Source organism: Gemmatimonadota bacterium, from assembly GCA_016714015.1.
Lineage (GTDB): Bacteria > Gemmatimonadota > Gemmatimonadetes > Gemmatimonadales > Gemmatimonadaceae > Pseudogemmatithrix.
The window spans coordinates 424,056-446,354 of the sequence record JADJNZ010000001.1; the positions used below are offsets into that span (position 1 = coordinate 424,056).

Below are 22,299 nucleotides of genomic sequence, written 5' to 3' on the forward strand. Positions count from 1 at the left end.
TGACCGGCGGAACTGCCACCGCGACGGCCGCACCCCGGAGGGCAGGGCGCGGTAGGCGAGGAGCGGAGATGGACCTATGACCGATGGGACCATTGCCCCAGATTGCGGGATGCGTCCGCCGACGCGCCGCCGCGGCGCCAGCGCCCCGACCATCGCCCTCCCGCTCGACACCGAACGCGAGGAGCTGCCCCTGTATGCGCAGCTCTACCAGCGGCTGCGGGAGCACATCCTCAGCGGCAGTCTCGCGGCGGGCACGGCGATCCCGTCCGCACGCACGATGGCCGCGGACCTGCGCCTCTCGCGGAACACCGTCGAGACCGCCGTGGGGCTCCTCGTCGCCGACGGATTCGTCTCACGGCGCGTGGGCTCTGGGACGATCGTGGCCGACGTGCACGCGCTCGCATCGCTCGCCCCGCGCTCGCGACGTGGGCCGGTCCCGCCGATGGCACGTGCGCCGGAGACCTCTGCCTCGGCGGAAACGCCACTGTCGACGCGGGGAGTCAGACTCGCGGACGCGGGCATGGCCGAGCGCGAAGCTGACCACCGGGGGCTGCCCACGACCGTCGACGTCACGCGCTTCCCGATCGCCGAGTGGAACCGCCTGCTCGCGCGCGCCGCGCGCGAGTGCGGGGTACGCGCCCTGCAGACCGGCGACCCACAGGGCGAACGCGCCCTCCGGCGCGCGATCGCCGACCACGTGCGCCTCGCGCGTGGCGTACGGTGCACCGCCGACCAGGTCCTCATCGTCAACAGCACGCAACATGCGCTCGACCTGACGAGCCGGCTCCTGCTGGACCGCGGTGATCGCGTCCTCGTGGAGGAGCCCGGGTATCCGAGCGCCCGCGCCGTCTTCGAGGCGGGCGGCGCCGTGCTCTCGGGCGTCCCGGTGGATCGCCACGGCGCGCGGACCGATCGCCTGGACGAGTTCCCCTCCGCCCGGCTGCTCTACCTCACGCCATCACACCAGTTCCCGCTCGGCGTGACGCTCACCGTGCGCCGTCGGCTCGCGGCGCTCGCATGGGCGCGCGCGCATGAGGCGTGGATCGTCGAGGACGACTACGACAGCGAGTTCCGTTACGACGGGCGCCCGATCGCCGCGCTCCAGGGCCTCGACCGCAATGGACGCGTGCTCTACGTGGGGACGTTCAACAAGGTGCTCTTCCCGGGCCTGCGCCTCGCGTACCTGATCGTGCCCGAGGTGCTCGCGTCGGCGTTCACGAGCGCCCGGCGCCTGACCGACGGCGGCGCGCCACCCCATGTGCAGGCGGCGCTCGCGGCCTTCATCCGTTCCGGCCAGTTCGCCGCGCACCTGCGCGCGATGCGGCTGACCTACCGCGCGCGGCGCGACACGCTGGTGCGCCGACTCTCCGCACTCGGCAACGCCGTGCGCCTCGGTGCGAGCGATACTGGGCTCCATCTGGTCGCGCACCTGGCCGACGGGGTCGACGATCTGCGACTGGCCGCGGCCGGGGCCGGGCACGGCCTCGGGATCGCTCCGCTCTCGACCTACTACGCCGAACGCGCCGCCGGTCCACGTGGTCCGCGCGGGCTGCTCCTCACGTTCGGCGCGTCGTCCGTCGCGCAGATCAGCGCCGGCGTGACGGCCCTCGCACCGCTGCTCCGCCCGACGAAGGGCGCGGGCCGCGTCAGGCGCGCACCCAATCCATGATCCACTGATCCATCCAGGTCGCGCCGCCGTCGCGTGACACCGCCTGCTGCCACCGGCAGGTGGTGGGCGAGATGTTGTCCCACATCCCGCGGACCTTGATGGGCGTCTCGCCGTCCTTCTCGTCGGAGATGAACGTGCCGACGCCATCGACGAAGGCGCCGGTGGTACCCGGCGACGTGAGGACACCGCTCTTCGCGTTGACCCAGAAATCGGACCAGATCCCCTGTGGCACGTCGAGCAGGCGAAGCCCGAGTCCGCTGAAGTCGCGGGCGGGGATGCGCAGTTCCTCGACGCTCCCGATCCCGCCCAGGATGGTCCAACAGGTCGCCTCACCCTTGAAGCGATCCCAACCATCGGGCGCCGTGGCCTTCTGCATGCGATGAGTGATGTTCCACGAGCCGGCGAGGAAGTCGAACTCCCCCGGCTTGCCCGTGCCTCTCGCGACCGCGAGCGGCGGCGAGATCGGCGCGGCGGAAGGGACCGTGCGCGGGGCCGCGTGACTCCCGCCCGACGCGAGCAGACTCGCCAATGGTCCGTCGAGTGCCGCTCCGCCGGCCGCGAGGCCGACGAGCGTGTGGACGAGCGTACGGCGCGGGACTGCCAGATCCGATTCGGACATCGCGAAGCGACCCTCGGCTCGAGTGATGCCGTACGATCGCCCCGCGCTGGGCGCGTGCACAGAGCCATTCCCGCGGGTCTCGCGGGGCCATTCGGCGCGCACCGCGTTGGCGGGCCGAGGAGCGCGCGTGCTACCCGCGCAGCACCTTCGCCAAGTACCGCCCCGTGTGCGACGCCTTCACCTTCGCCACCTGCTCCGGCGTCCCCTCGGCGACGATCGTGCCGCCCCCTGACCCGCCCTCGGGCCCGAGGTCCACGATCCAGTCCGCCGTCTTGATCACGTCGAGGTTGTGCTCGATCACCAGCACGGTGTTGCCCCGATCGACGAGCTTGTGGAGCACCTCGAGCAGCACCCGCACGTCCTCGAAGTGCAGTCCCGTCGTCGGTTCGTCGAGGATGTAGAGCGTGCGGCCGGTGTCCCGCTTGGAGAGTTCGGTCGCGAGCTTCACGCGCTGGGCCTCGCCGCCGGAGAGCGTCGTCGCGCTCTGGCCGAGGTGGATGTAGCCGAGCCCGACGTCCATGAGCGTCTGCAGCTTGTGATGGATGCGCGGCTGGTTCTCGAAGACCTCGAGCGCATCCTCCACCGTGAGGTCGAGCACCTCGGTGATGCTCTTCCCGCGGAACTTCACGTCGAGCGTCTCGCGGTTGTAGCGCTTGCCGCGGCACTGCTCGCAGGTGACGTAGACGTCGGGGAGGAAGTGCATCTCGATCTTCACGAGCCCGTCGCCCTGGCACGCCTCGCAGCGCCCCCCCTTCACGTTGAACGAGAAGCGGCCCGGGCCGTAGCCGCGGAGCTTCGCCTCCGGCATCTCGGCGAAGAGGTCGCGGATGGGCGTGAAGAGCCCGGTGTAGGTCGCCGGATTGGAGCGCGGCGTGCGCCCGATGGGCGTCTGGTCGATGTCGATGACCTTGTCGAGATGCTCGAGCCCCTTGATGCGGTCGTGCTGGCCCGGCACCACGCGCGCCCGGAAGAAGTGCCGAGAGAGCGTCTTCTGCAGGATGTCCTCGACGAGCGTGCTCTTCCCCGAACCGGACACGCCGGTGACGGCGACGAACAGCCCGAGCGGGAACTCGGCGTTCACCTTCTGCAGGTTGTGCTCGCGCGCGCCCTCGATGCGCAGCACGCGCTCCTTGTCGCGCGGACGGCGCGTGGACGGCATGGGGATGGTGCGCACGCCATTGAGGTACTGCCCGGTGATGGACGCCTTCACCGCCATCACCTGCTTCACGGTGCCCTCGGCGATGACCGAGCCGCCATGCTTGCCGGCGCCGAGCCCGAGGTCGATGAGGTGGTCGGCCTCCATGATCGTCTCCTCGTCGTGCTCGACGACGAGGACGGTGTTGCCGAGGTCGCGGAGCCGCTTGAGCGTGTCGAGGAGTCGCGCGTTGTCGCGCTGGTGCAGGCCGATGGAGGGTTCGTCGAGGATGTAGAGCACCCCGACGAGCCGCGACCCGATCTGCGTCGCCAGGCGGATGCGCTGCGCCTCGCCGCCGGAGAGCGATTCGGCGGAGCGATCGAGCGTGAGGTAGTCGAGGCCGACGTCCACGAGGAAGCGCAGCCGCTCGCTCACTTCCTTGAGGATGGGACCGGCGATCCCCTCGTCGAGCCCGGGCTTGCCGTTGCCCCGCACCGGGACGCTCAGCGCGAACGCGAGCGCGTCGGCGGCGGAGCACTCGGTGAACTCGCCGATGTTGCGCCCGTGGATGGTGACCGCGAGCGATTCCTTCTTGAGGCGACGGCCGTTGCAGTCCGGGCACTCGGCGACGACCATGTACGCCTCGAGTTCGCCGCGGATCGCGTCGGAAGTCGTCTCGGAGTATCGGCGCTGCACGTTGGAGAGGATGCCCTCCCAGCGCGATTCGTCCTCGCCCTTCTTCTTCTGGGTGCCGAAGAGGAGCTCGAACTTCACGCGATCGGGGAGTTTCCCCCACGGGGTGTTGAGCTCGAACTTGAGCTGCTTGGCGAGCGCGGGGAGGATCACGCGCCGCAGGTAGCCGTCAGGCTCGCCCCAAGGGAGGATGACGCCCTCGAGGATCGAGATCGTCGGGTCACCGAGGATGAGCTCGGGCGAAGCGGTGCGCTTGGTGCCGAGTCCCGAGCAGGTGGCGCAGGCGCCGAAGGGGGAGTTGAACGAGAAGTGGCGCGGCTCGAGCTCGGGCATGGAGATGCCGCACGTCGGGCAGCCGTACTTCTCGCTGAACATCTGCGTCGCCGCCTTGGGGCCGTCGTGCCGCACGATCTCGGCGAGCCCTTCGGCGAGGCGGAGGGCCGTCTCGACCGAATCGGTGAGGCGGCCACGATCCTCCTTCTTCACGACGAGCCGGTCGACCACGATGGAGACGTCGTGGTTGAGCTTGCGATTGAGCTTGGGCGGGTCGGCGAGGTCCACGAGCTCGCCGTCGACCAGGGCGCGGACGAAACCCTGCTTGCGCGCGTCCTCGAAGAGGTCACGGAACTCGCCCTTCCGGCCGCGGACGAGGGGCGCGAGGATCTCGATCTTCGTGCCGCTCGGCCAGGTGAGGACGATCTCGGCGATCTGCGTGGGCGTCTGCTTCGAGACGGCGCGCCCGCAGTTGGGACAGTGCGGCGTGCCGGCGCGGGCGTAGAGCAGGCGCAGGTAGTCGTAGATCTCGGTGACGGTCCCGACCGTGGAGCGCGGATTGGCGCCGGCGGTCTTCTGCTCGATCGAGATCGCGGGCGAGAGCCCCTCGATGGCATCGACGTCGGGCTTCTCCATGAGCCCGAGGAACTGGCGGGCGTACGCGGAGAGCGACTCGACGTAGCGCCGCTGGCCTTCGGCGAAGATGGTGTCGAACGCGAGCGAGGACTTGCCGCTGCCCGACAGCCCGGTGATGACCGTCAGCTTGTCCCGGGGGATCGTGACGTCGATGTTCTTGAGATTGTGCTCGCGGGCACCGCGGACGATCAGGGAGTCGCCTGGCATAGTCACGGAAGTTCTTCCGGCGACTGGGTTTATGGAAGGGAGCAAGGCTGAAGGCGGATGGGTGAGCGACGGCCCGCGATGCGAAGGGGGGCGGGTCCAAGCCTCCCCCGGACTCGTTCCGGGACGTGCAACACCCCATCTTTCACCCTTCAACCTTCAGCCTTCCTCCCGAGTGCTCGACCCCCTCGACCGCCCCGAAGCCGGCTCCGCCCCCGACCCCGAGCAGCTGCCGCTCGGGATGTTCGAGGGCATCCCGCTCGTGCCGGTCGAGACCTTCGGGCCGGACGACGAGGTCATCATCGTCCCGGTCCGCGAGCCGCCCGTCTGCGGCGAGTGGTCGTATGACGACAGCGAGCTCGAGGAGCCCCGGTTCGTGGCGCGCCGCATCGACGGCGTGGCGGCCCCCACGATGAAGGCGACGCCGATCGCGCCCATCCGGACCGTGGTGGACTCGCGGCCGGCGGGCCAGCCGGCGCCGCGGCGGTCGGTGCCGGTCGCCGGGTCGGTGGTGACCATCGCCGGGGCCGCGCGACCCGATGTCGCGCCGTCCCGGGCGATGCGTCCGTCCATGGAAGCGCTCCGGCTCGCGTTCGAGCAGTCGCCGGGGGACACGGCCCGTGCCCTCGCGTACGTCGCCGCACTCGAGAAGAAGAACGACGCCGCGGCGGCGCTCACCGTGCTCGACCGCGCCGAGGCGGCGGGAGGCGATGCCTTCCTCATCCTCTGCGCGCGGGCCAGCGCGCTCGGCGCCACGCTCAAGTACGATGACGCCGAGTCGATGATCAAGAAGGCCGCGAAGCTGCGTCCCGAGGCACCCGAGGTCTTCCTGCAGATGGGGATCCTCGCCTGCCGGCGCGCGCGCTGGCGCGAGGCGGTGGAACCGCTCAAGCGGGCGATCGCGCTCGCGCCGGAGAACGCCTCGGCGCACTACCACGTGGGCGAGGCGCTGAACCAGACCGACGACAAGCCCGGCGCGCTCGCGGCGTACCAGCGGGCGGCGGAGCTCGAGCCGGACCACTGGCGCGCGCTCAAGGGCGTCGGGATCGTCCTGGACCGTCTCGGGCGTTCACCCGAGGCGGCCGATTTCTATCGACGGGCCCGCGACGCCCAGCGCGCCTGAGCACGACTCCACTCCCCCACATGACCCACGACCGACCGCGGCATCCGGATCCGAACCGCGGGCGACGGCGCACGACCGCCGCCGTCCTCATCCTCGGCGCGTGGCTGGTGGGCGTGGGCCTGCTCGTCCGCCGCGAGTTCTTCCGCGAGAGCGCCGCGATCCTCGCCGAGGCCGCGTTGCGGCTGGGTCCGAGCACGAGCTTCTATCTGGTGGAGCAGGACGGCCGGCAGATCGGTTACGCCTCGACGACGATCGACACGTCGCTCACGCAGTTCGAGGTGACGGACTTCTTCACGGCCGACCTCCCAGTCGCCGGTCAGGAGTTCCGGGCGAGCGCGCGGAGCGTGATCACGCTGTCGCGGTCGCTCGTGCTGCAGACCTTCGACGTCTCGATCGAGAGCGCCGTCGCGCCGATGAGCATCGTGGGGCGCGCCGAGGGCGACACCGGGGTCGCGTTCGTGATGAACGTCCCCGGACAGCCGGCCGACACGCAGCGCCTCGCGGTGCGCGGGCCGATCCTGCTGCCGACGATGATCCCCGCGGTCGCGGTGCTGGTGCGCGATCCCGAGGTGGGGAAGACGGTGACGATCGCGAGCTTCGATCCGGCGACGATGGCGGCGAAGGACCTCACGCTGCGCTTCGCGGCGGAGAGCCTCTTCACGCTGGTGGACAGCGCCAAGTTCGATTCGACGTCGATGCGATTCGTCTCGGCGCTCACCGACACCGTGCGCGCCTGGAAGCTCGAGCCGACGGACGGGGCGGGATTCAGCGGCTGGGTCGATGCGCAGGGCCGCGTGGTGGAGTCGACGCAGCCGGGCGGGATCGTGCTCAAGCGGATCGCGTACGAGATCGCGTTCGAGAACTGGCGTCGCGACCGGATCGCGAGGGGAACGCAGTCGGCGCCGGCGCCGGGCGCGGCGAGCGGGACGGGACGCACCGTCGGCGACATCCTCGAAGGCACGGCGATCGCGGCCGGGGCGCTCCCCGGGCGGGACGGTCCGACGCGACTGCGGGTGCGGCTCTCCGGCACGTCGCTCGACGGCTTCGATCTCCAGGGCGGCCGGCAGCGGCGCGAGGGGAACGAGCTGACCATCACGCGCGAAGGGGCCGACGTCCTCGCGGCCGACTGGACGCTCGCCGGACGACAGGCGGGCTTCCGCCAGCGCTTCGCCGCCGAGCTGGCGAGCGAGCCGCTGCTGCAGGCCAACGACCCGGCGATCGTCGCGCTCGCGCTCCGGATCGCGGGGAACGAACGCGACCCGCGGGTGGTGGCCGAGCGGATCAATCGCTGGGTGCACGACTCGCTGGCGAAGGAGATCACGCTGTCGATCCCCAACGCGGTGCAGGTGCTCCGCTCGCGGCGCGGCGACTGCAACGAGCACACGCAGCTCTTCACCGCCCTCGCGCGCGCGGTCGGCATCCCGACGCGGATCGCGACGGGGCTCGCGTACGTGAACGGCAAGTTCTACTACCATGCGTGGCCGGAGATCCGGCTCCGCGATTGGGTCGCGGTCGATCCCACCTTCGGGCAGTTCCCGGCCGATGCGGCGCACCTGCGCTTCGTCCGCGGCGGGCTGACCCGGCAGGGGGAGCTGCTGCGGCTCGTGGGCACACTCCGGATCGAGGTGCTGGACGCGCGATGATCGAACTCCTCAAGCTCTCCAAGCAGTACGGCGACTTCACCGCCGTCGACGCGATCGACCTCGTGGTCCCCCGCGGCGAGTTGTTCGGCTTCCTCGGGCCCAATGGCGCGGGGAAGACGACGACGCTGCGCATGATCGCCGGCATCCTCAAGCCGACGAGCGGGACGATCCGCGTGGCCGGCGTGGACATGACGGCGGACCCGATCACGGCGAAGTCGAAGCTGGGGTTCATCCCCGACCGGCCGTTCATCTACGAGAAGCTCACCGGCGCGGAGTTCCTGCGCTTCGTGGCGGGGCTCTACGACCAGCGCGGCGACGAGATCGAGCACCGCGCGCGCGAACTGCTGGCCCTCTTCGACCTCGAGGAGTGGCGCGACGAGCTCGTGGAGAGCTACTCGCACGGGATGCGGCAGAAGCTGATCATCTCGAGCGCGTTCGTGCACCGGCCGGAGGTCATCGTGGTGGACGAGCCGATGGTCGGCCTCGACCCGAAGGCGGCGCGCATCCTCAAGGACCTCTTCCGCGAGTACACGCACCGCGGGCACACGATCATCTTCTCGACGCACACGCTCGAGGTGGCCGAGTCGCTCTGCGACCGCCTCGCGATCATCGTGAACGGGCGGATCAAGGCGTATGGCACGATGACCGACCTGCGGCGCGACCTGCAGGGCGGCGAGAAGGGGCTGGAGGAGATCTTCCTCCGGCTCACGGGCGAGAACGCCGCGCGCAACCTCGTCGATGTCCTCGATGCCTGAGCCCGGCGCCCGCGGGACCGGGGAACAGCCCCTCGCCGGTGCGCTGGGGCGGCGGAGCGGGAGCCAGCCGGTGGTCGGCCTGCTCCCCGACCCGCCGCTGCTGCACCTGCTCCTCCCCAAGTGGCTCACGGCGCGCGCGCGCTCGATGCAGGGGGAGAAGGGCCGCGGGGCGCGCTTCGCGATCCTCGGCCTCACCGGCTTCCTGTTCTGGGCGTTCATCTTCGGCGTGCTCTTCCGCCTGCTCACCTACTTCCGCGGCGTGCAGGAGATCGGCCAACTGCTCGCCGGGAAGCTGCTCGGGCTCATCCTCCTCGGCTTCACGTCCATCCTGTTGCTGTCGAACGTGATCACCGCGCTCTCGAGCTTCTTCCTCGCGAAGGACCTCGACATGCTGGTGGCGGGGCCGGTGGACTGGCTCAAGCTGTACGGCGCGAAGCTGCTCGAGACGGTGATCGCGTCGAGCTGGATGGTGCTGCTGGTGTCGGTGCCGATGTTCAGCGCGTACGGGCTCGTGTACGACGGCGGCTGGTTCTTCCCGCTGCTCGTCGCCGCGCTCATGCTGCCGATGTTCATCATCCCCGCGGTGGTGGGATCGGCGGTGACGCTGACGCTGGTGAACGTCTTCCCCGCCCGCCGCACGCGCGACATCCTGTCGGTGATCGCGGTGCTCACGGCCGGCGGGATCGTGCTGCTGTTCCGTCTCATCCGCCCCGAGCAGCTCGCGCGCCCCGAGGGCTTCCGCAACCTGGTGGACTTCATCGCGGTGCTGCGGACACCGACCTCACCGCTGCTGCCGAGCGAGTGGGTGCAGAAGGCGACGATGGGGTACCTGAACGGCGAGCCCGACTGGCTGGCGATGTACCTGCTCTGGACGACGGCCGCGGCGGCGGTGGTGCTCGGCGCGCTGCTGCACCGCTGGCTCTACCTGACCGGCTTCAGCAAGGCGCAGGAGAGCGCGCAGCGGTTCGTGAAGAGCGGCGGCCCGCTGCTCGCGCTGGGCAACCGGTTGCTGGCGCCGTTCGGGACGTTGCGCCGCGAGCTGGTGCTGAAGGAGCTCCGGCTCTTCTTCCGTGACACGACGCAGTGGTCGCAGCTGATCCTGCTCGCGGTGCTGGTCGTGGTGTACGTCTTCAACATCAAGTACCTGCCGCTCCGGGGCGAGGGGATCACCTTCTTCCTCGTGAACGTGGTGCCGTTCCTGAACCTCGTGCTCGCCGGGTTCGTGCTGGCGTCCATCGCGGCGCGGTTCATCTTCCCCGGGGTCTCGCTCGAGGGGCGCACGCTCTGGCTGCTGCGGTCCAGCCCCATGCGGGTGCGCGACCTGCTCTGGGCGAAGTTCTGGGTGGGGACGACGCCGCTGCTGCTGCTCGCCGTGTCGATCGTCGGGGTGACGGACTACCTGCTGCAGGTGAGCGACTTCATGTTCTTCGTGTCGGTCATCAGCATCACGATGCTGACCTTCGCGCTGAGCGGGCTGGCGATCGGGTTCGGGACGATGTTCCCGCAGTTCGAGACGGAGAACGCGGCCCAGATCCCGACGAGCTTCGGCGGACTGCTGTACATGATGGCGTCAGTGGTGGTGATCGGCGGCGTGGTGGTGCTCGAGGCGGTGCCGGTGTACGACTACCTCTCGGCGAAGCTCGCCGGGCGCGAGGCGGACCCCACGCAGATGGTGTTCTGGTTCTCGATGGCGGCCCTGCTGTGCATCACCGCGACCGTGCTCCCCATCCGGATCGCACTCAACCGGCTCGAAGCCGTGGAACGCTGACGATGATGACCTCCCAGAGGATCACCCGCGCGAACGAGACGGACATCCCGTCGCTGCTCTCGCTGAACAACCGGTACTCGGCGGCGGGCTTGACGCTCGCGCGGTCCGCTGAGTTCGCGGCGAACCACCTGGGGGACTACCGCGTGCTGCGCGACGCGAGCGGCGGCATCCTCGGGTGCGTGGCGCTGGACGAGTATTCGCCGAGCGTGGCGGAGGTGATCTCGCTGGCGGTTGAGCAGGACGCGCAGGGGCTCGGGTACGGTCGACAGCTGATCGCCGCGGTGGTGGAGCTCGCGCGGTCGCGCGGGTACGGGGAGCTGTTCGCGGTGAGCTACTCGGACGAGCTCTTCCTGAGCTGCGGGTTCGAGCGGGCGCCGCTGGCGACGTACCCGGAGAAGATCTCGCGGTACCAGAAGGTGGACCGGACGGAGATCGAGGTGGGCGAGAAGCACTGCTTCGCGCGCCAGCTGGGGTGACCGGCGGCGCGGCAGGCGGAGCGTCGAGCGCGAGCGCTGCACGTGTGCCGCGCGGCTCGTCATCCGGCAGAGCCGATCCGGCAGGTCGAGTGCGCCAAACATGCTAGAATTTGTTCTGGCCTCCTCGAGCGATATACAAGGAGGAGGGTCGAGCAAGGTGAATGGCGGGATTCGCGACCTGCCAACCTCGAGCTTCAGCCGGAGCACTCGAAGATCGACGTGGACAGTCGCGAGTCAGGAGCGGTCAGCAGGATCGGTCGAGCTGCCAATCGGAAGTCGCGTGCGGTCTCCCGCAACTCGCGGACGGTCACCGAGATCGAATGCTCTGACACCAGGCTCGCTCAGGCGGCACCGGAGGCGTAGCGCTCGGACGCCTCGGAGGAGAGTGCGGACACCCCGAAGTCGTGCGCGGACACGCGGCAGTTGCGCGCGGACACGTCGAAGTCGCGCCCGGGCACCTCGAACTCGCGCGCGGGCCCCTCGAAGTAGCGCGCGGGCACGTCGAACGAGCGCACGGACACGTCGAACGAGCGCACGGACACGTCGAACGAGCGCGCGGACACGTCGAACGAGCGCGCGGACACGTCGAACGAGAGCACGGACGCGTCGAAGGAGCGCACGGACACCCGCCTCTCGCTCGCTGTCTCTGCCAAGTGGAGGTCGGACCCGCGAGACCACCGGGCTGACCGTAAGGCCGAGCGCGTTGCGCGACGACCGCAGCAGACTGTCACGCGCCGACAGTCGACCTTCGCACGAGACGCGCAGAGGTTCCACGAGGACTCGCACGACCGCTCGCGACCCACGCACACGGGACGGACGGACGAGAAGCGTTCGCGGCCGGTCACGTCCATTCTATGGAATGGTCAGGAGAGGTGAGGGGCACAGGCGGTTCGGTGTGAACCGAGAGAAGCAGAGGGGCCACCGGCGGACGCTCCGGTGGCCCCTCTGCTTCGTGCGATCCCTCGGCGGACCAGCCGTGTTCAACGGTCCTCGCTCCCGTCGACGGGAGGACGCGGCGGCATCCGTCCCGGACCTGCCTGTCCGCCCGGGCCCTGCGGCCCACGCACACCACCCTGCGGTCCGCGCATCGCGCCGGGGCCGGCCTGTCCGCGCCCGAACTCCGGCCGTTGACCACCGCGCGCGCCGCGACCGCCCTCACCACCCGGCCCGCCGCGCCCTTCGCGCATCCCGCGCTCATACCCGCGCCGCTCGGCCTGCATCTCGCGCAACTTCTGCCGCTGCGTGTCGTTCAGCACGCGCTCCGCCGCCGCGTTCAGCGACGAGTCCCGCTTGCGCTGCTGCTCCATCAGCGGGCGATCCGCCTCCATGCGCTTTCGCGCCTCTGCCTGAAGCGAGTCGCGCAGCCCCGGCGTGCGCGGGCCTGTCCGGCCACGTTGCACGATCGAGTCGCGCATGGGCCGCACCCTGTCGGCGAACGCCTTTCGCTCGGCGAACTGCAAGCGCTCGAGCGAGTCGAGCTGGGCCACCTGACGCGGCGTGAGTTCCAGGTCGCGACGGGCGTTGAGGAGGTGCGTCACCGCGCCGGGCCCCGGCCCGCGGCCGCGCACGCCCCCGCCGGGCGCGCCGCCAGCCGCGCCACGTGGCGGACCATCGGGGGCGCCACGACCCGGCTGCGCCGCGGCAAGGACGGGCGCCACGAGGAGCGCGGCGCCGATGACGAGTGTGAGCCTGCGATGCGTGCGCGACATGGTGTGCTCCGGGTTCGTGCGTGGCGGGATCGCCGCGCTCACAGAGGAGACGCCGCGGAACGGGCGGTGTTAATCTTCACCGCCATGACGACCTTCCATGCCCCGGCGCGCTTCCCGCGCGGTTTCACCTGCGCCAGCCGCAACGTCGGACTCAAGCCGCAGGCCAAGGACCTCACGCTCTTCGCGAGCGAGGTGGAGGCGAGCGCCGCCGCGGTCTTCACCCGCAACCACTTCCCCGGCGCGCCGATCATCCTCGGCCGCGAGACCATCAAGGGCGGCCGGCTGCGGGCGATCGTCGCGAACAGCAAGGTGAGCAACGTCGCCACCGGTGCGCGGGGCGTGGAGAACGCGCGCCGCATGGCCGCGGCGGCGGCGGCCGAGTTGGGCACGCTGCCCAGCCGCGTGCTCGTGAGCAGCACGGGGGTGATCGGTGTGCAGCTGCCCGTCGAGAAGATCGAGGCGGGGATCGTCGGCATGGCGCAGGACCTCCAGCGCGACCCGCTCGTCGGCGCGGAGGGGATCATGACCACCGACACGCATCCCAAGGCGCTCTCGGCGAGCGTGGGCGATGCGACGATCACCTGGGTCGCGAAGGGTTCGGGGATGATCGAGCCGAACATGGCGACGATGCTGAGCTACATCTTCACCGACGCGGCGTTCGATGCGGCGACGCTCGACCGACTGCTGCGCACGGCGGTCGCGACCTCGTTCAACATGCTGAGCGTGGACACCGACACGAGCACGTCGGACACCTGCGTGATCCTCGCCAACGGCCTCGCCGGCGAGGTGAGCGAGTCGGCCTTCCTCGAGACGCTCATCGCCGGCTGCGTGCGGATGACGGAGATCCTCGGACGCGATGGCGAAGGGGCGGAGCACCTGCTGCGCGTGAAGGTGCGTGGCGCGGCGGACGACCATGAGGCGCGCCGCATCGCGAAGTCGGTGCTCAACTCACCCCTCGTGAAGACGATGGTGCACGGAGCGGACCCCAACGTCGGGCGCCTGTTGATGGCGGTGGGCAAGTGCTTCGAGTGCCGGATCGATCCGGCGGCGACCGACGCCTGGATCAATGGTTACCAGGTGGTGCGCGGCGGAGAGCGGCTCACGTTCGACGACGCGGTGGTGCGGACGGCGCTCAAGGCCGAGGTGGTCGATCTGGAGATCGCGCTCGGCGTGGGGGCGGCGGAGGCGACGGCGTACGGGTGCGACCTGACGAAGGGGTACGTGGACGAGAACGCGAGCTACTACAGCAGCTAGACGAAGGCGGAAGGAAGAAGGATCACTGCCGCGGCGCGTCGATCCTCGGGGCCTGCGCGCGGGTCTCGGACTCGGCGAGGAGCCGCGTCACGAAGCGCTGGCCCTCGCTGACGCGCTCCATCTCGATCGCGATGGAATCGACCGCACTCTCGAGTCGCGCGAGGCGCTCGGCGTTCTCGCGTGCGAGCTTCGACTCCTCGGGCGGGGCGCTGCCGCGTCGCCAGATGATCCGGGCGAAGGCGATGGCGAGCGGGGAGAACACGAACACCGAGAGGATCGCGACGATCGGGACGACGTCATTCGGCATGTTGCGGGTGCGGCAGGAGGTGGAGGGCGGGCGTGGGCTGACGGACCATACGGTGCGGCGCGGCAGCGGTGTCAGGCGCGGGCCGTCGACCGGCGCCACCAGAGGAACGCGGGCACCCCGGCGACGAGGACGAGCGTGCCCCGCAGGGCGTTCATCGGATTCGAGACGATCGCCCCGAGCACCACGTAGCCCGCGGCCAGCAGGAAGAGGGCGGTGCTCCACGGATGCAGCGGCGCGAGGAAGTGGTCGCCGCCGGGCGCACGGCGCCGGTAGACGAGCAGCGTCGCGGCGCAGAGGCCGAAGAAGATCCAGTCGGCGAAGGTGACCCAGTCGAGCAGCTCGCCGTAGCTGCCGCTGAGCAGCAGCGCGATGGCGACGACGGTCTGGAGCAGGATCGCGTTCACCGGCGCCTGCGTGCGGGGATGGAGCGTCGCGAGCGCGCGGAAGAAGACGCCGTCGCGTGCCATCGCCTGGTAGACGCGCGAGTTGGCGAGGATCACCACGTGGATGAAGCCCGCGGTGGAGACGGCGATGCCGGCGGCGATCAGCGCGCGGCCGCCGTCGCCGAAGCGAAGGCCCATCGCGTCCGCGGCCGGCGCCTTGCTCGCGGCGAGGCCCTGCGCGCCGAGCGCGCTCAGGTAGGCCCAGTTCACGAGCAGGTAGGCGGCGGCGACGATGAGCACCCCGAGGATGAGGGCGCGCGGCAGGTCGCGCCGCGGGTCGCGCATCTCCTCGGCGACGAAGTTCGCCTGCTGCCAGCCGCCATAGGCGAAGAGCACGGGCACGAGCGCGGTCCCCATCGCGAAGACGAAGCCCGCGGCGCCCACCGGCGGCACGAGCGCCGGCGAATCCACAGGGACGGTCGCCACGCCGCTCGCGCCGAGCAGGCCGGTGCCGGCGATCACGAGCACCGCGATGGCGGCGAGCTTGAGCAGCGTCATCACGTTCGTCGCGACGGCCCCGGGCGTGATGCCGAGCATGTTCACGACGGCGAAGAAGGTGATGGTGCCGATGGCGAGCACGCGTTCGCTCCCGGCCGGGAGACCGAGCAGCGGGACCGCATAGTTGGCGAAGGTGACGGCGACGGCGGCGATGGCGCCGCTCGCGATGGCGGTGATGAGCGCCCAGCCGTAGAGGAAGGCGGGGAGCGGGCCGAATGCATCGCGCAGGTACGCATAGCCGCCGCCGGCCGCGGGCGCGCGCGCGCCGAGCTCGGCGAAGATGAAGGCTCCGAGGATGGCGATGACGGCGCCGAGTCCCCAGGCGAGCATGGTGAGCGGGCCGGAGCCGACGCGCTGCGCGACGACGGCGGGGTTGAGGAAGATCCCCGACCCGATGATGCCCGCGACGACGAGGAGGGTGCCGGAGAACGGCCCGAGCCGACGGGCGTAGGTGGTGGTCAAGGGCGCGGCGTAGCGGGGGGCGGGGACTGCGGACGGGCGAGGGAACGATAGTACTCCTCGACCTGCGCGCGATACTCGCTCGGCACGGGCGCACGCGCGCCGAGGGACGAGCGCGGACCGCCCTTCTCGACGAGCTGCTGGAAGAGCGAGAACTCGAAGCTCTTCAGGCGTTCGAGCGCGGCGGCCTGCAGCGCGGCGACGGCCGCGGGATCGCCGGCGACGCGCGCGGCCTCGAGCCGGCGCAACTCGTCGATGGCGCGATCGAGCTCGCCGGTCGCGACCCCCTGTTCGCGCGCGAGCGCGCGGAGCTGCTCCGCGTCGCCGCGGCGCAGGCCGAACTCGCGCGCGAGTTGCCGCGGATCGATCGCCGGCGCACGCCCGGCGCGTGCACCGGTGCGCGGATTCCCGCCGTCGCGTCCGTCAGCCGCCTGCCCACCCTGTCCGCGGCCATCCTGCTGGCCGCGTTGGCCTTGGCCACCCTGGCCTTGCTGTCCCTGCCCCTCCTGCCCCTGCCCCTGCCCCTGCTGTCCTTGCTGCCCCTGCTGTCCCTGCTGTCCCTGCCCTTGTTGTCCCTGCCCTTGTTGTCCCTGCCCTTGCTGTCCCTCACCCTGCTGCCCCGCCTCCGCCGTACTCTGTGCCCTCTGTGCCCTCTGTGCCCTCTGTGGTGAAGCAGTTCCCTCCGCATCCCGCAACCGCTCCCCGATCGCCTCCACGCCTCTCACCAACTCGCGCGCCGACTCGAGCGTCCGCTCCTGCCGCCGCTCCGCCGACTCGCCACTGAGCGCCCCCGCCGCCTCCCGCAGGTTGTCCGCCGCCTCGCCGATGTTCGCGCCGATCTGCTCCTCGAACGCGTTCGCGTACTCGGGCGACCCCTGCCGCATCACCGACTTGGAGAACTGGATCTTGTCGCGCACCCGCTGATCGCGGAGCGCCTCGGCCGCCTCGCGCAGTTCGCGCGATGCCCCAGGCTGGTCACGGCGGCCCTCGCGCGCGACGCGTTCCGCCTCGGCCTCGAGCCGCTGCACATCGTTCGAGAGCGCATCCTTCTGCTCGCCGAGCTGCCGCATCTGGTTCGCGCGCTCGGCGCCGGTGGCGCTCTGCAGGCGGCGCACGCCTTCGGCGACCTCCTTCTGCCGCTCCTGCAGCTCGCGCGCCTGCTCGGCGAGCCGCTGCACGTCACGCGCGATGTTCTCGTTGCGCGAGTCCTCGATCTCCCGCGCCGCGCGCGAGAGTTCCTCGAGCGCCGCGTTCCCCTGCGACTCCGACCCGGTCGCCGCGCGGCGCATCGCATCGGCGGCGCGCTGCATCTGCTGCGCCGCCTGCTGCATCTCGGGCGACTGCTGCTCGCGCGCGAGACGCTCGAGCCGCCTCGCCTCCTCCTCGGCCTGACGCGCGAGTTCGCGCTGCGCCCCGCCACCGCCGCCGCCGGCCTGGCGGCCCATGCGGTCGCGCATCGCCTCGGCCTGGCGCTGGAGCCGCTCGTTCTCCTGCTGCTGCCGCGCGGCGAGCTGCCGGATGCGTTCGAGCGTCTCGTCCACCTGCTGCGCGGCCCCCTGCGTGGCCTGCTGCTGCACCGCCTCGTACTGGTTCTGCGCGCGGTCGTTCTCGAGTTCGAAGATGTCGGCGAGGTCCTCGGCGTTCTGCCCGCCGCCTCCGCCACCACCGCCGCCCTGCTGCTGCCCGCGCTGGACCTGCATGTCGCGGTACTGCGCGTCGGCGCGCTGGAGCTCGCGGAGCGCCTTCTCCTCGCTCGGGAGCGCCCCGCGACCATCGCGCGTGCCGAGTTCCTCCTCGGCGCTCTTCATGGCGGCGACGCCGGCGACGAGCGCGTCGCGGATGACCTTGAACATCGTGTCCTGCTGCACCACGCCGCGTTCCTGCAAGCGCTGGGCGAGGGTGGCGACGTCCTCGCGGAGCTTCCCCTGCGCGATCGCGAGCGTCGCCGCATCCTCGTTGCGACGGGCCTCCGGCGAGCGGGCGCTGTCGCGCACCCAGTTGTAGGTGCCGGCGACGATGTCGCGCTGCCGCTGGACCAGGTCGCCGGGGCTCTCCTCGCCGCCCCCGCCCCCGCCGCCACCGCCACCGCCGTTGGACTCGGCCTCGGTGTAGTTGCGCGAGAACGGACGCACCTGCAGGAAGTAGACGTCGCTCAGCGTCTCGTGCCCGGTCGCATCGCGGGCGACGGCGTTGTAGGCGACGAGGTCGCCGGGCTCGAGCCCGAGTTCCTCGAGCAGCAGCGTGTGGGCCGCCTGCGTCTCCTCGGTGCCCGCGCCCGGCGTGGCGAGCACGACCATGCGCTCCTCGCCGCCGTTCACGCGGTAGCGCAGCTCGAGGCGCGTGACGCCGTGGTCGTCGGAGGCCTTCGCCTCGATGGTGACCTCCTCGAGCGCGGTGACCTTGGTGTCCCGCCCCGGCGTGGTGATGCTCACCTCGGGGGCGCGGTCCTCGAGCACCTCCACCGCGTACTGGACGCCGCCGCTCACCTTGCGGCCGTCGGCGGACTCGAGGTCCACCCGGTAGAAGCCGCTCCGCTGGAGCGTGAAGCGGCCGCTCAGCTTCCCCGCCGCATCGAGCGTCATGGGCACACTGCGTCCATCGTCGAAGACGAGCGTCCCGGCGCGGACCGGCAGCGAGATGGTCGGTTCGATGATCGCGACGGTGCCGGCGACGGCGGCGATGTCGCCGCCATCCTCGTCGCGCTCGGGCGGGAGGTTGGTGAACGCCGGGAAGCGCAGCTCGACGGCGAGCTTGGTCACGGCGGGGAGGTCGGTGATGCGGAGGCGGAAGGTCTCCGAGCGGATGCCCATCGCCTCGACGTAGTACTCGGTATCGTCGACGAGATCGAACAGCCGGCCGGCGAATCGCGCCTCGAGGGAATCGCGACCCATCGGGATGCGGGTCCACTCGGCGGCGCTGTCGGCGCGGAAGACGAGCTCGGCGCCGTCGGCGGTGAAGTGCGCGAGCGCCGCGCGGATGTCGAGCGCGCCGCCGCGCGGCACCTCGGCGTCGCCGGGTTCGACGTTCACCACCGGCGCCGGCGGCGTGGCGGCGATGGCGACGGACCAGGGCGCGAAGAGGATCCGCGCCGAATCGCGCACGGACGCGGGGCCGAAGGCGAGGAGGAGCGCCGCGGCGACGAGCCCGCCGGCAAGCCACTTCTGCGCGCGCGCGACGCGCGGGCGCTCGATCGCGCGTTCGCTCGCGAGCGGCGCGATGGCGCGCGCCGCCTGCTGCACCACGCGCGCGGTGAGCGCCGGCGAGGCCTGCTGGTCGATCGGCTGCTCGAGTTCCTGCACTGCGGAGATCAGCGCCTGCTTGAGCTGCGGGGCGTGCTGCTCGACGTACATCGCGAACTCGGCATCGCTCGCGCGACGCACCAGCGGGAGCACGAGCCAGCGGACGGTGGCGGCGAGGACGATGCCGTAGCCGACGAGCCGCGCGGCGAGGACGCCGCTCCCGGTGCGCCCGAGGGTGGTCGTGACGAGCAGGCCGACGAGCACCGCCGCGACGAGCGCGACGACGACGATCGCGGCCGCTTCGAGCAGGAGTCGCCGGCGCCGCTGGCGGCGGAGGGCGGCGAGGAGGTCGTGGAGCTGTGCGGCTGCGGTCATCCTGGGCTCCGCTCGGGTGAGACGAGAGTGGCGCGGCGCGCACGTCCGCGCCAGCCCTGCGAGGCGATCACGCTCTCCCCGAGGAGCAGGAGCGCGGCGAGCACGATGAGCCAGCGCCAGACGCGCTGGCGCGACTCGAGTTCGATGGACGTCGGGGCGGTGAGACCCTGCAGCGTGGAGTCGGCGGATTCGCCGACCCCGAGGAGGAGGTCGGCGGGGCTCGCCACGACGAGGTCGGACTCGCCGGGCGCGACGTTGACCGCCGCGCGCTCGCGCGGCGCGCCGTCGACGCGTCCCGCGTAGGCGGCGTACACCCCCACCTGTTGCAGGAGGAGCGCCGCCCCGGCGCCGGTCCCCTCGGGGCGGATGAGCGTGCCGTCCGGGGCGGCGACGACGGGCTCGCGTCGCACTCGGCGCGGTGCCCAGCTCTCTCCGGTGGTGCGCGCGAGCGGGGTGGACTCGTGCCCGGAGGCGTGCAGCGCGAGCCGACGCGTGAGCGGGAGGAAGGCGGGCTGGAGCGGCAGGTCGCTCTCGCGCGCGTCGAAGGCGACCGCGAGGAGGATCACGCGCCCTTCGCCTTGCACGCGCTCGATGACCGCGGGTGCGCCATCGTCGAAGCGTGCGAGGACGTCGCTGCCGACGGCGGGTTCGAGGCGCGCGTAGCGCTGGAAGCGCGGCGCGGTGAGCGCGGCCTGCGCGGCGCGGAACGGCGAGAAGACCGGATGCTCCTCGCGCACCTCGCCGAGCATCGCGCCGCCGCCCGCGCGCCGATCCGCACTGCCGGCGAGCGCGGCCACGCCCGCGAGATCGGCGATCCGGCGCGCGCCGAGCCGCGGACCGGCGAGCACGATCGCGCCGCCGCCCGCTTCGATCCACTGCGTGAAGCGCGCGGCCGCCGCGCCGGTGGGTGGGGTGACATCCCAGAAGATCACGGCGCCGGAGCGGTCGAGCGTCGCCGCGTCGAGCGTGCCGGGGCGTCGCCGCTCCACGCGCACCGCGGGCGCGCGGCCGATGCCGAGCGCGCGCTCGAGGTACAGCGTCTCGTCCTTCTGCAGGTCATCGGGCACGACGAGCTGCACGGCGATGCCGTCGTCGGCCGGGAGCGCGAAGTGGAAGCGATCGTCACCGGCGAGGGCGTCGGCGTCGACGGCGACCTCCCCTTCGACGGCGGTGGCCGGTGCGGGGATGGCGTCGAAGACGACGGCGAGCTCGCCGTTGGGCTGCAGGGTCGCGGTGCGCGTCCCCACGTCCCGACCGGCGAGGCGGAGCGTGAACCGGGCGCTCCGCGGCGCCGGGAGATCCCGCGTCACCGCGCGCGCGAGCACCTGGAGCAAGACGCGCTGGCCATCGACGATGCGTCGCGCCTCGACGGCGCGGAGCGACGTGTTCGGCCGCGTTTCCGCGGCGACCTGCACGACGCGCAGCGGCAGCCCCTTGGGCAGCTCGAGTCCGGCGACGCCGGCGAGTCCGCTGCGCTGGAGATCGGTGACGATCACGAACTCGGGGGCGCCCGGCGGCGCGCCGATGAGCGCGCTCCGCGCCACGCGCAGCGCCGCGCCGAAGCGTGTCCCGCGCGCGACGGGAGTGGTCGCGTCGACGATCGTCCGCGCGACGGCCTTGTCGTTCGTCCACGCCTGCGCGAGTTCCGCTTCCTCGTCGAACAGCACGACGCTCACCTGGTCGTCGGCGCCGAGCGAGGAGAGGACGGCGCGCGCGGAGTCGCGTGCGGCCTCCCAGGTGCCGGCGTACCCCATGCTCATCGAACGGTCGAGGAGCAACACGACGGTGCGGACACGCCCGGCGCTGCTCGACTCGGCGGCCTTGCCGAAGAAGGGCCGGGAGAAGGCGAGCACGAGCACGGCGACGGCGAGCGCGCGCAGGAGGAGCAGCGGCCAGTCGGTCACGCGCCGGCGGTCGCTCGTGCGGATGGGGAGCCGCACGAGGAACATCAGCGACGGGAACCGCATGGGCGTCTCCTCGTTGCGGTCGCGCAGGTGCATCAGCAGCGGGATGCCGAGGGCGGCGAGGCCGGCGAGGAAGGCGGGGACGAGGAAACCCATCAGCGCACCCGGCTCCGCGAGAGGCGGTGGTCGAGATAGGCGTAGAGCGCGCGGTCGAGGGGTTCGTCGGTGCGGATGGGGATGTAGTCCACGCCGCCGGCGGCGAAGCGCTGCTCGAGCGCGGCGCGGTGCGCGCCCCACATCGCGAGATACCGCGCCCTGACCTCCTCCGGCCGGAGCGGCATCCGCAGCCCGCTCTCCCCGTCCTCGAAGACGGTGGCCGCCTCGAACGGGAACTCCTCCTCGGCGGCGTCGAGCAGATGGAAGACGAGCACGTCATGCCCACGCGCGCGCAGCGTGTCGATCGACCGGCCGATCGCTGCGGGCTCGTCGTAACAGTCGGTCACGACGACGATGATGCCGGGGCGATTCGCGACATCGGCGACCTTGTCGATCGCGAGCGGCAGCTTCCCTTCCCCGACCGGCGTCGCGCGCCCGAGGGCGTGGAACAGCAACTGGAGATGCCGCGTGCTCGGCGGGATCATCTCCTGCAGTGTGCCGGCGAAGGTGGCGAGGCCGATGCGGTCCCCCTGTCGCTGCGTGAGCCAGGCGAGCGAGGCGACGAGCATGCGCGCGTAGGCGAACTTGTTCACGGCGCCCGACGCGTAGTCCATCGAGCCGGAGACGTCGAGCGCGAAGAGCACGCCGGCGTTCGTGTCGGCCTCGTACTCCTTGATGTAGAAGCGGTCGGTGCGGGCGTAGGCCTTCCAGTCGATCCGCCGCAGGTCGTCGCCCGGCTGGTACTGGCGGTGCTCGGCGAAGTCCAGGCTGAGGCCCTTCTTGGCCGACCGGTGCAGGCCGTGCATGAAGCCGTCGACGACCGTCCGCGCGAGGAGCGGGAGGTCGGAGATGCGGGTCAGCAGGGCGGGGTCGAGGAAGGTCTCGAAGGACGGCATGAAGGAGCGAGGAGCGAGGGGAAGGGGAAGAGGCGAGGGAAGGGGGAGGGACGAGGGGGAGGGAC

General features: G+C 71.5%; 16 protein-coding genes. 7 read left to right on the plus strand and 9 right to left on the minus strand.

Going from position 1 to position 22,299, the window contains the following annotated elements; translation table 11 throughout:
- Window positions 1–109: 109 nt before the first annotated feature.
- Complete coding sequence (locus IPJ78_01755; GenBank protein ID MBK7905267.1) at window positions 110–1,669, plus strand: PLP-dependent aminotransferase family protein; 1,560 nt, start codon at window positions 110–112, stop codon at window positions 1,667–1,669.
- Here IPJ78_01755 and IPJ78_01760 read toward each other — a convergent pair.
- Both IPJ78_01760 and uvrA read right to left on the minus strand, forming a co-directional pair.
- Window positions 1,647–2,288: a hypothetical protein gene (locus tag IPJ78_01760; GenBank protein ID MBK7905268.1), complete on the minus strand. Its 642-nt coding sequence runs from the start codon at window positions 2,286–2,288 to the stop codon at window positions 1,647–1,649. The genes IPJ78_01755 and IPJ78_01760 overlap by 23 nt on opposite strands.
- 130 nt (window positions 2,289–2,418) lie before the next feature.
- Entirely contained in the window at window positions 2,419–5,232 is a 2,814-nt protein-coding gene (gene uvrA, locus IPJ78_01765; protein MBK7905269.1) for an excinuclease ABC subunit UvrA, read from the minus strand.
- A gap of 172 nt (window positions 5,233–5,404) precedes the next feature.
- On the opposite strand from uvrA, the gene IPJ78_01770 reads away from it, so the two are divergent.
- The 5 genes from IPJ78_01770 to IPJ78_01790 are packed head-to-tail and all read left to right on the plus strand — an operon-like array spanning window position 5,405 to window position 10,994.
- Complete coding sequence (locus tag IPJ78_01770; protein MBK7905270.1) at window positions 5,405–6,352, plus strand: tetratricopeptide repeat protein; 948 nt, start codon at window positions 5,405–5,407, stop codon at window positions 6,350–6,352.
- Between the two features lie 20 nt (window positions 6,353–6,372).
- The gene (locus IPJ78_01775; GenBank protein ID MBK7905271.1) at window positions 6,373–7,995 is read left to right on the plus strand and encodes a transglutaminase domain-containing protein; all 1,623 of its coding nucleotides are present in this window, start codon (window positions 6,373–6,375) and stop codon (window positions 7,993–7,995) included.
- Window positions 7,992–8,750, plus strand: coding sequence for an ABC transporter ATP-binding protein (locus tag IPJ78_01780; protein MBK7905272.1), 759 nt, complete (start codon window positions 7,992–7,994; stop codon window positions 8,748–8,750). The genes IPJ78_01775 and IPJ78_01780 overlap by 4 nt, the downstream gene beginning before the upstream one ends.
- Window positions 8,743–10,518 carry a hypothetical protein gene (locus IPJ78_01785; protein ID MBK7905273.1) on the plus strand — a complete coding sequence of 592 codons (1,776 nt, stop codon included), beginning with the start codon at window positions 8,743–8,745 and terminating at the stop codon, window positions 10,516–10,518. Before IPJ78_01780 ends, IPJ78_01785 begins: the two co-directional genes overlap by 8 nt.
- A gap of 5 nt (window positions 10,519–10,523) precedes the next feature.
- Window positions 10,524–10,994, plus strand: a complete 471-nt coding sequence (locus tag IPJ78_01790; protein MBK7905274.1) for a GNAT family N-acetyltransferase — start codon at window positions 10,524–10,526, stop codon at window positions 10,992–10,994.
- A gap of 341 nt (window positions 10,995–11,335) precedes the next feature.
- Here the strand turns inward: IPJ78_01790 and IPJ78_01795 are convergent, their stop codons facing one another.
- Window positions 11,336–11,620 carry a hypothetical protein gene (locus tag IPJ78_01795; protein ID MBK7905275.1) on the minus strand — a complete coding sequence of 95 codons (285 nt, stop codon included), beginning with the start codon at window positions 11,618–11,620 and terminating at the stop codon, window positions 11,336–11,338.
- A gap of 354 nt (window positions 11,621–11,974) precedes the next feature.
- Window positions 11,975–12,703: a hypothetical protein gene (locus IPJ78_01800; GenBank protein MBK7905276.1), complete on the minus strand. Its 729-nt coding sequence runs from the start codon at window positions 12,701–12,703 to the stop codon at window positions 11,975–11,977.
- Window positions 12,704–12,787: 84 nt separating this feature from the next.
- Between IPJ78_01800 and argJ the strand changes: the two genes are divergently transcribed.
- A complete protein-coding gene (gene argJ, locus IPJ78_01805; protein MBK7905277.1) occupies window positions 12,788–13,957 on the plus strand; it encodes a bifunctional glutamate N-acetyltransferase/amino-acid acetyltransferase ArgJ in 1,170 nt (389 codons plus the stop codon).
- Between the two features lie 22 nt (window positions 13,958–13,979).
- Here the strand turns inward: argJ and IPJ78_01810 are convergent, their stop codons facing one another.
- From IPJ78_01810 to IPJ78_01830, 5 genes are all read right to left on the minus strand, one after another.
- The gene (locus tag IPJ78_01810; protein ID MBK7905278.1) at window positions 13,980–14,264 is read right to left on the minus strand and encodes a hypothetical protein; all 285 of its coding nucleotides are present in this window, start codon (window positions 14,262–14,264) and stop codon (window positions 13,980–13,982) included.
- Window positions 14,265–14,335: 71 nt separating this feature from the next.
- A complete protein-coding gene (locus IPJ78_01815) occupies window positions 14,336–15,667 on the minus strand; it encodes an amino acid permease (protein ID MBK7905279.1) in 1,332 nt (443 codons plus the stop codon).
- Window positions 15,664–19,278 carry a DUF4175 family protein gene (locus IPJ78_01820; protein MBK7905280.1) on the minus strand — a complete coding sequence of 1,205 codons (3,615 nt, stop codon included), beginning with the start codon at window positions 19,276–19,278 and terminating at the stop codon, window positions 15,664–15,666. The genes IPJ78_01815 and IPJ78_01820 overlap by 4 nt, the downstream gene beginning before the upstream one ends.
- A complete protein-coding gene (locus tag IPJ78_01825) occupies window positions 19,275–21,338 on the minus strand; it encodes a BatA domain-containing protein (protein MBK7905281.1) in 2,064 nt (687 codons plus the stop codon). Before IPJ78_01825 ends, IPJ78_01820 begins: the two co-directional genes overlap by 4 nt.
- On the minus strand, window positions 21,338–22,234 hold the full coding sequence (locus IPJ78_01830) for a DUF58 domain-containing protein (protein ID MBK7905282.1): 897 nt from the start codon (window positions 22,232–22,234) through the stop codon (window positions 21,338–21,340). The genes IPJ78_01825 and IPJ78_01830 overlap by 1 nt, the downstream gene beginning before the upstream one ends.
- Window positions 22,235–22,299: the final 65 nt, after the last annotated feature.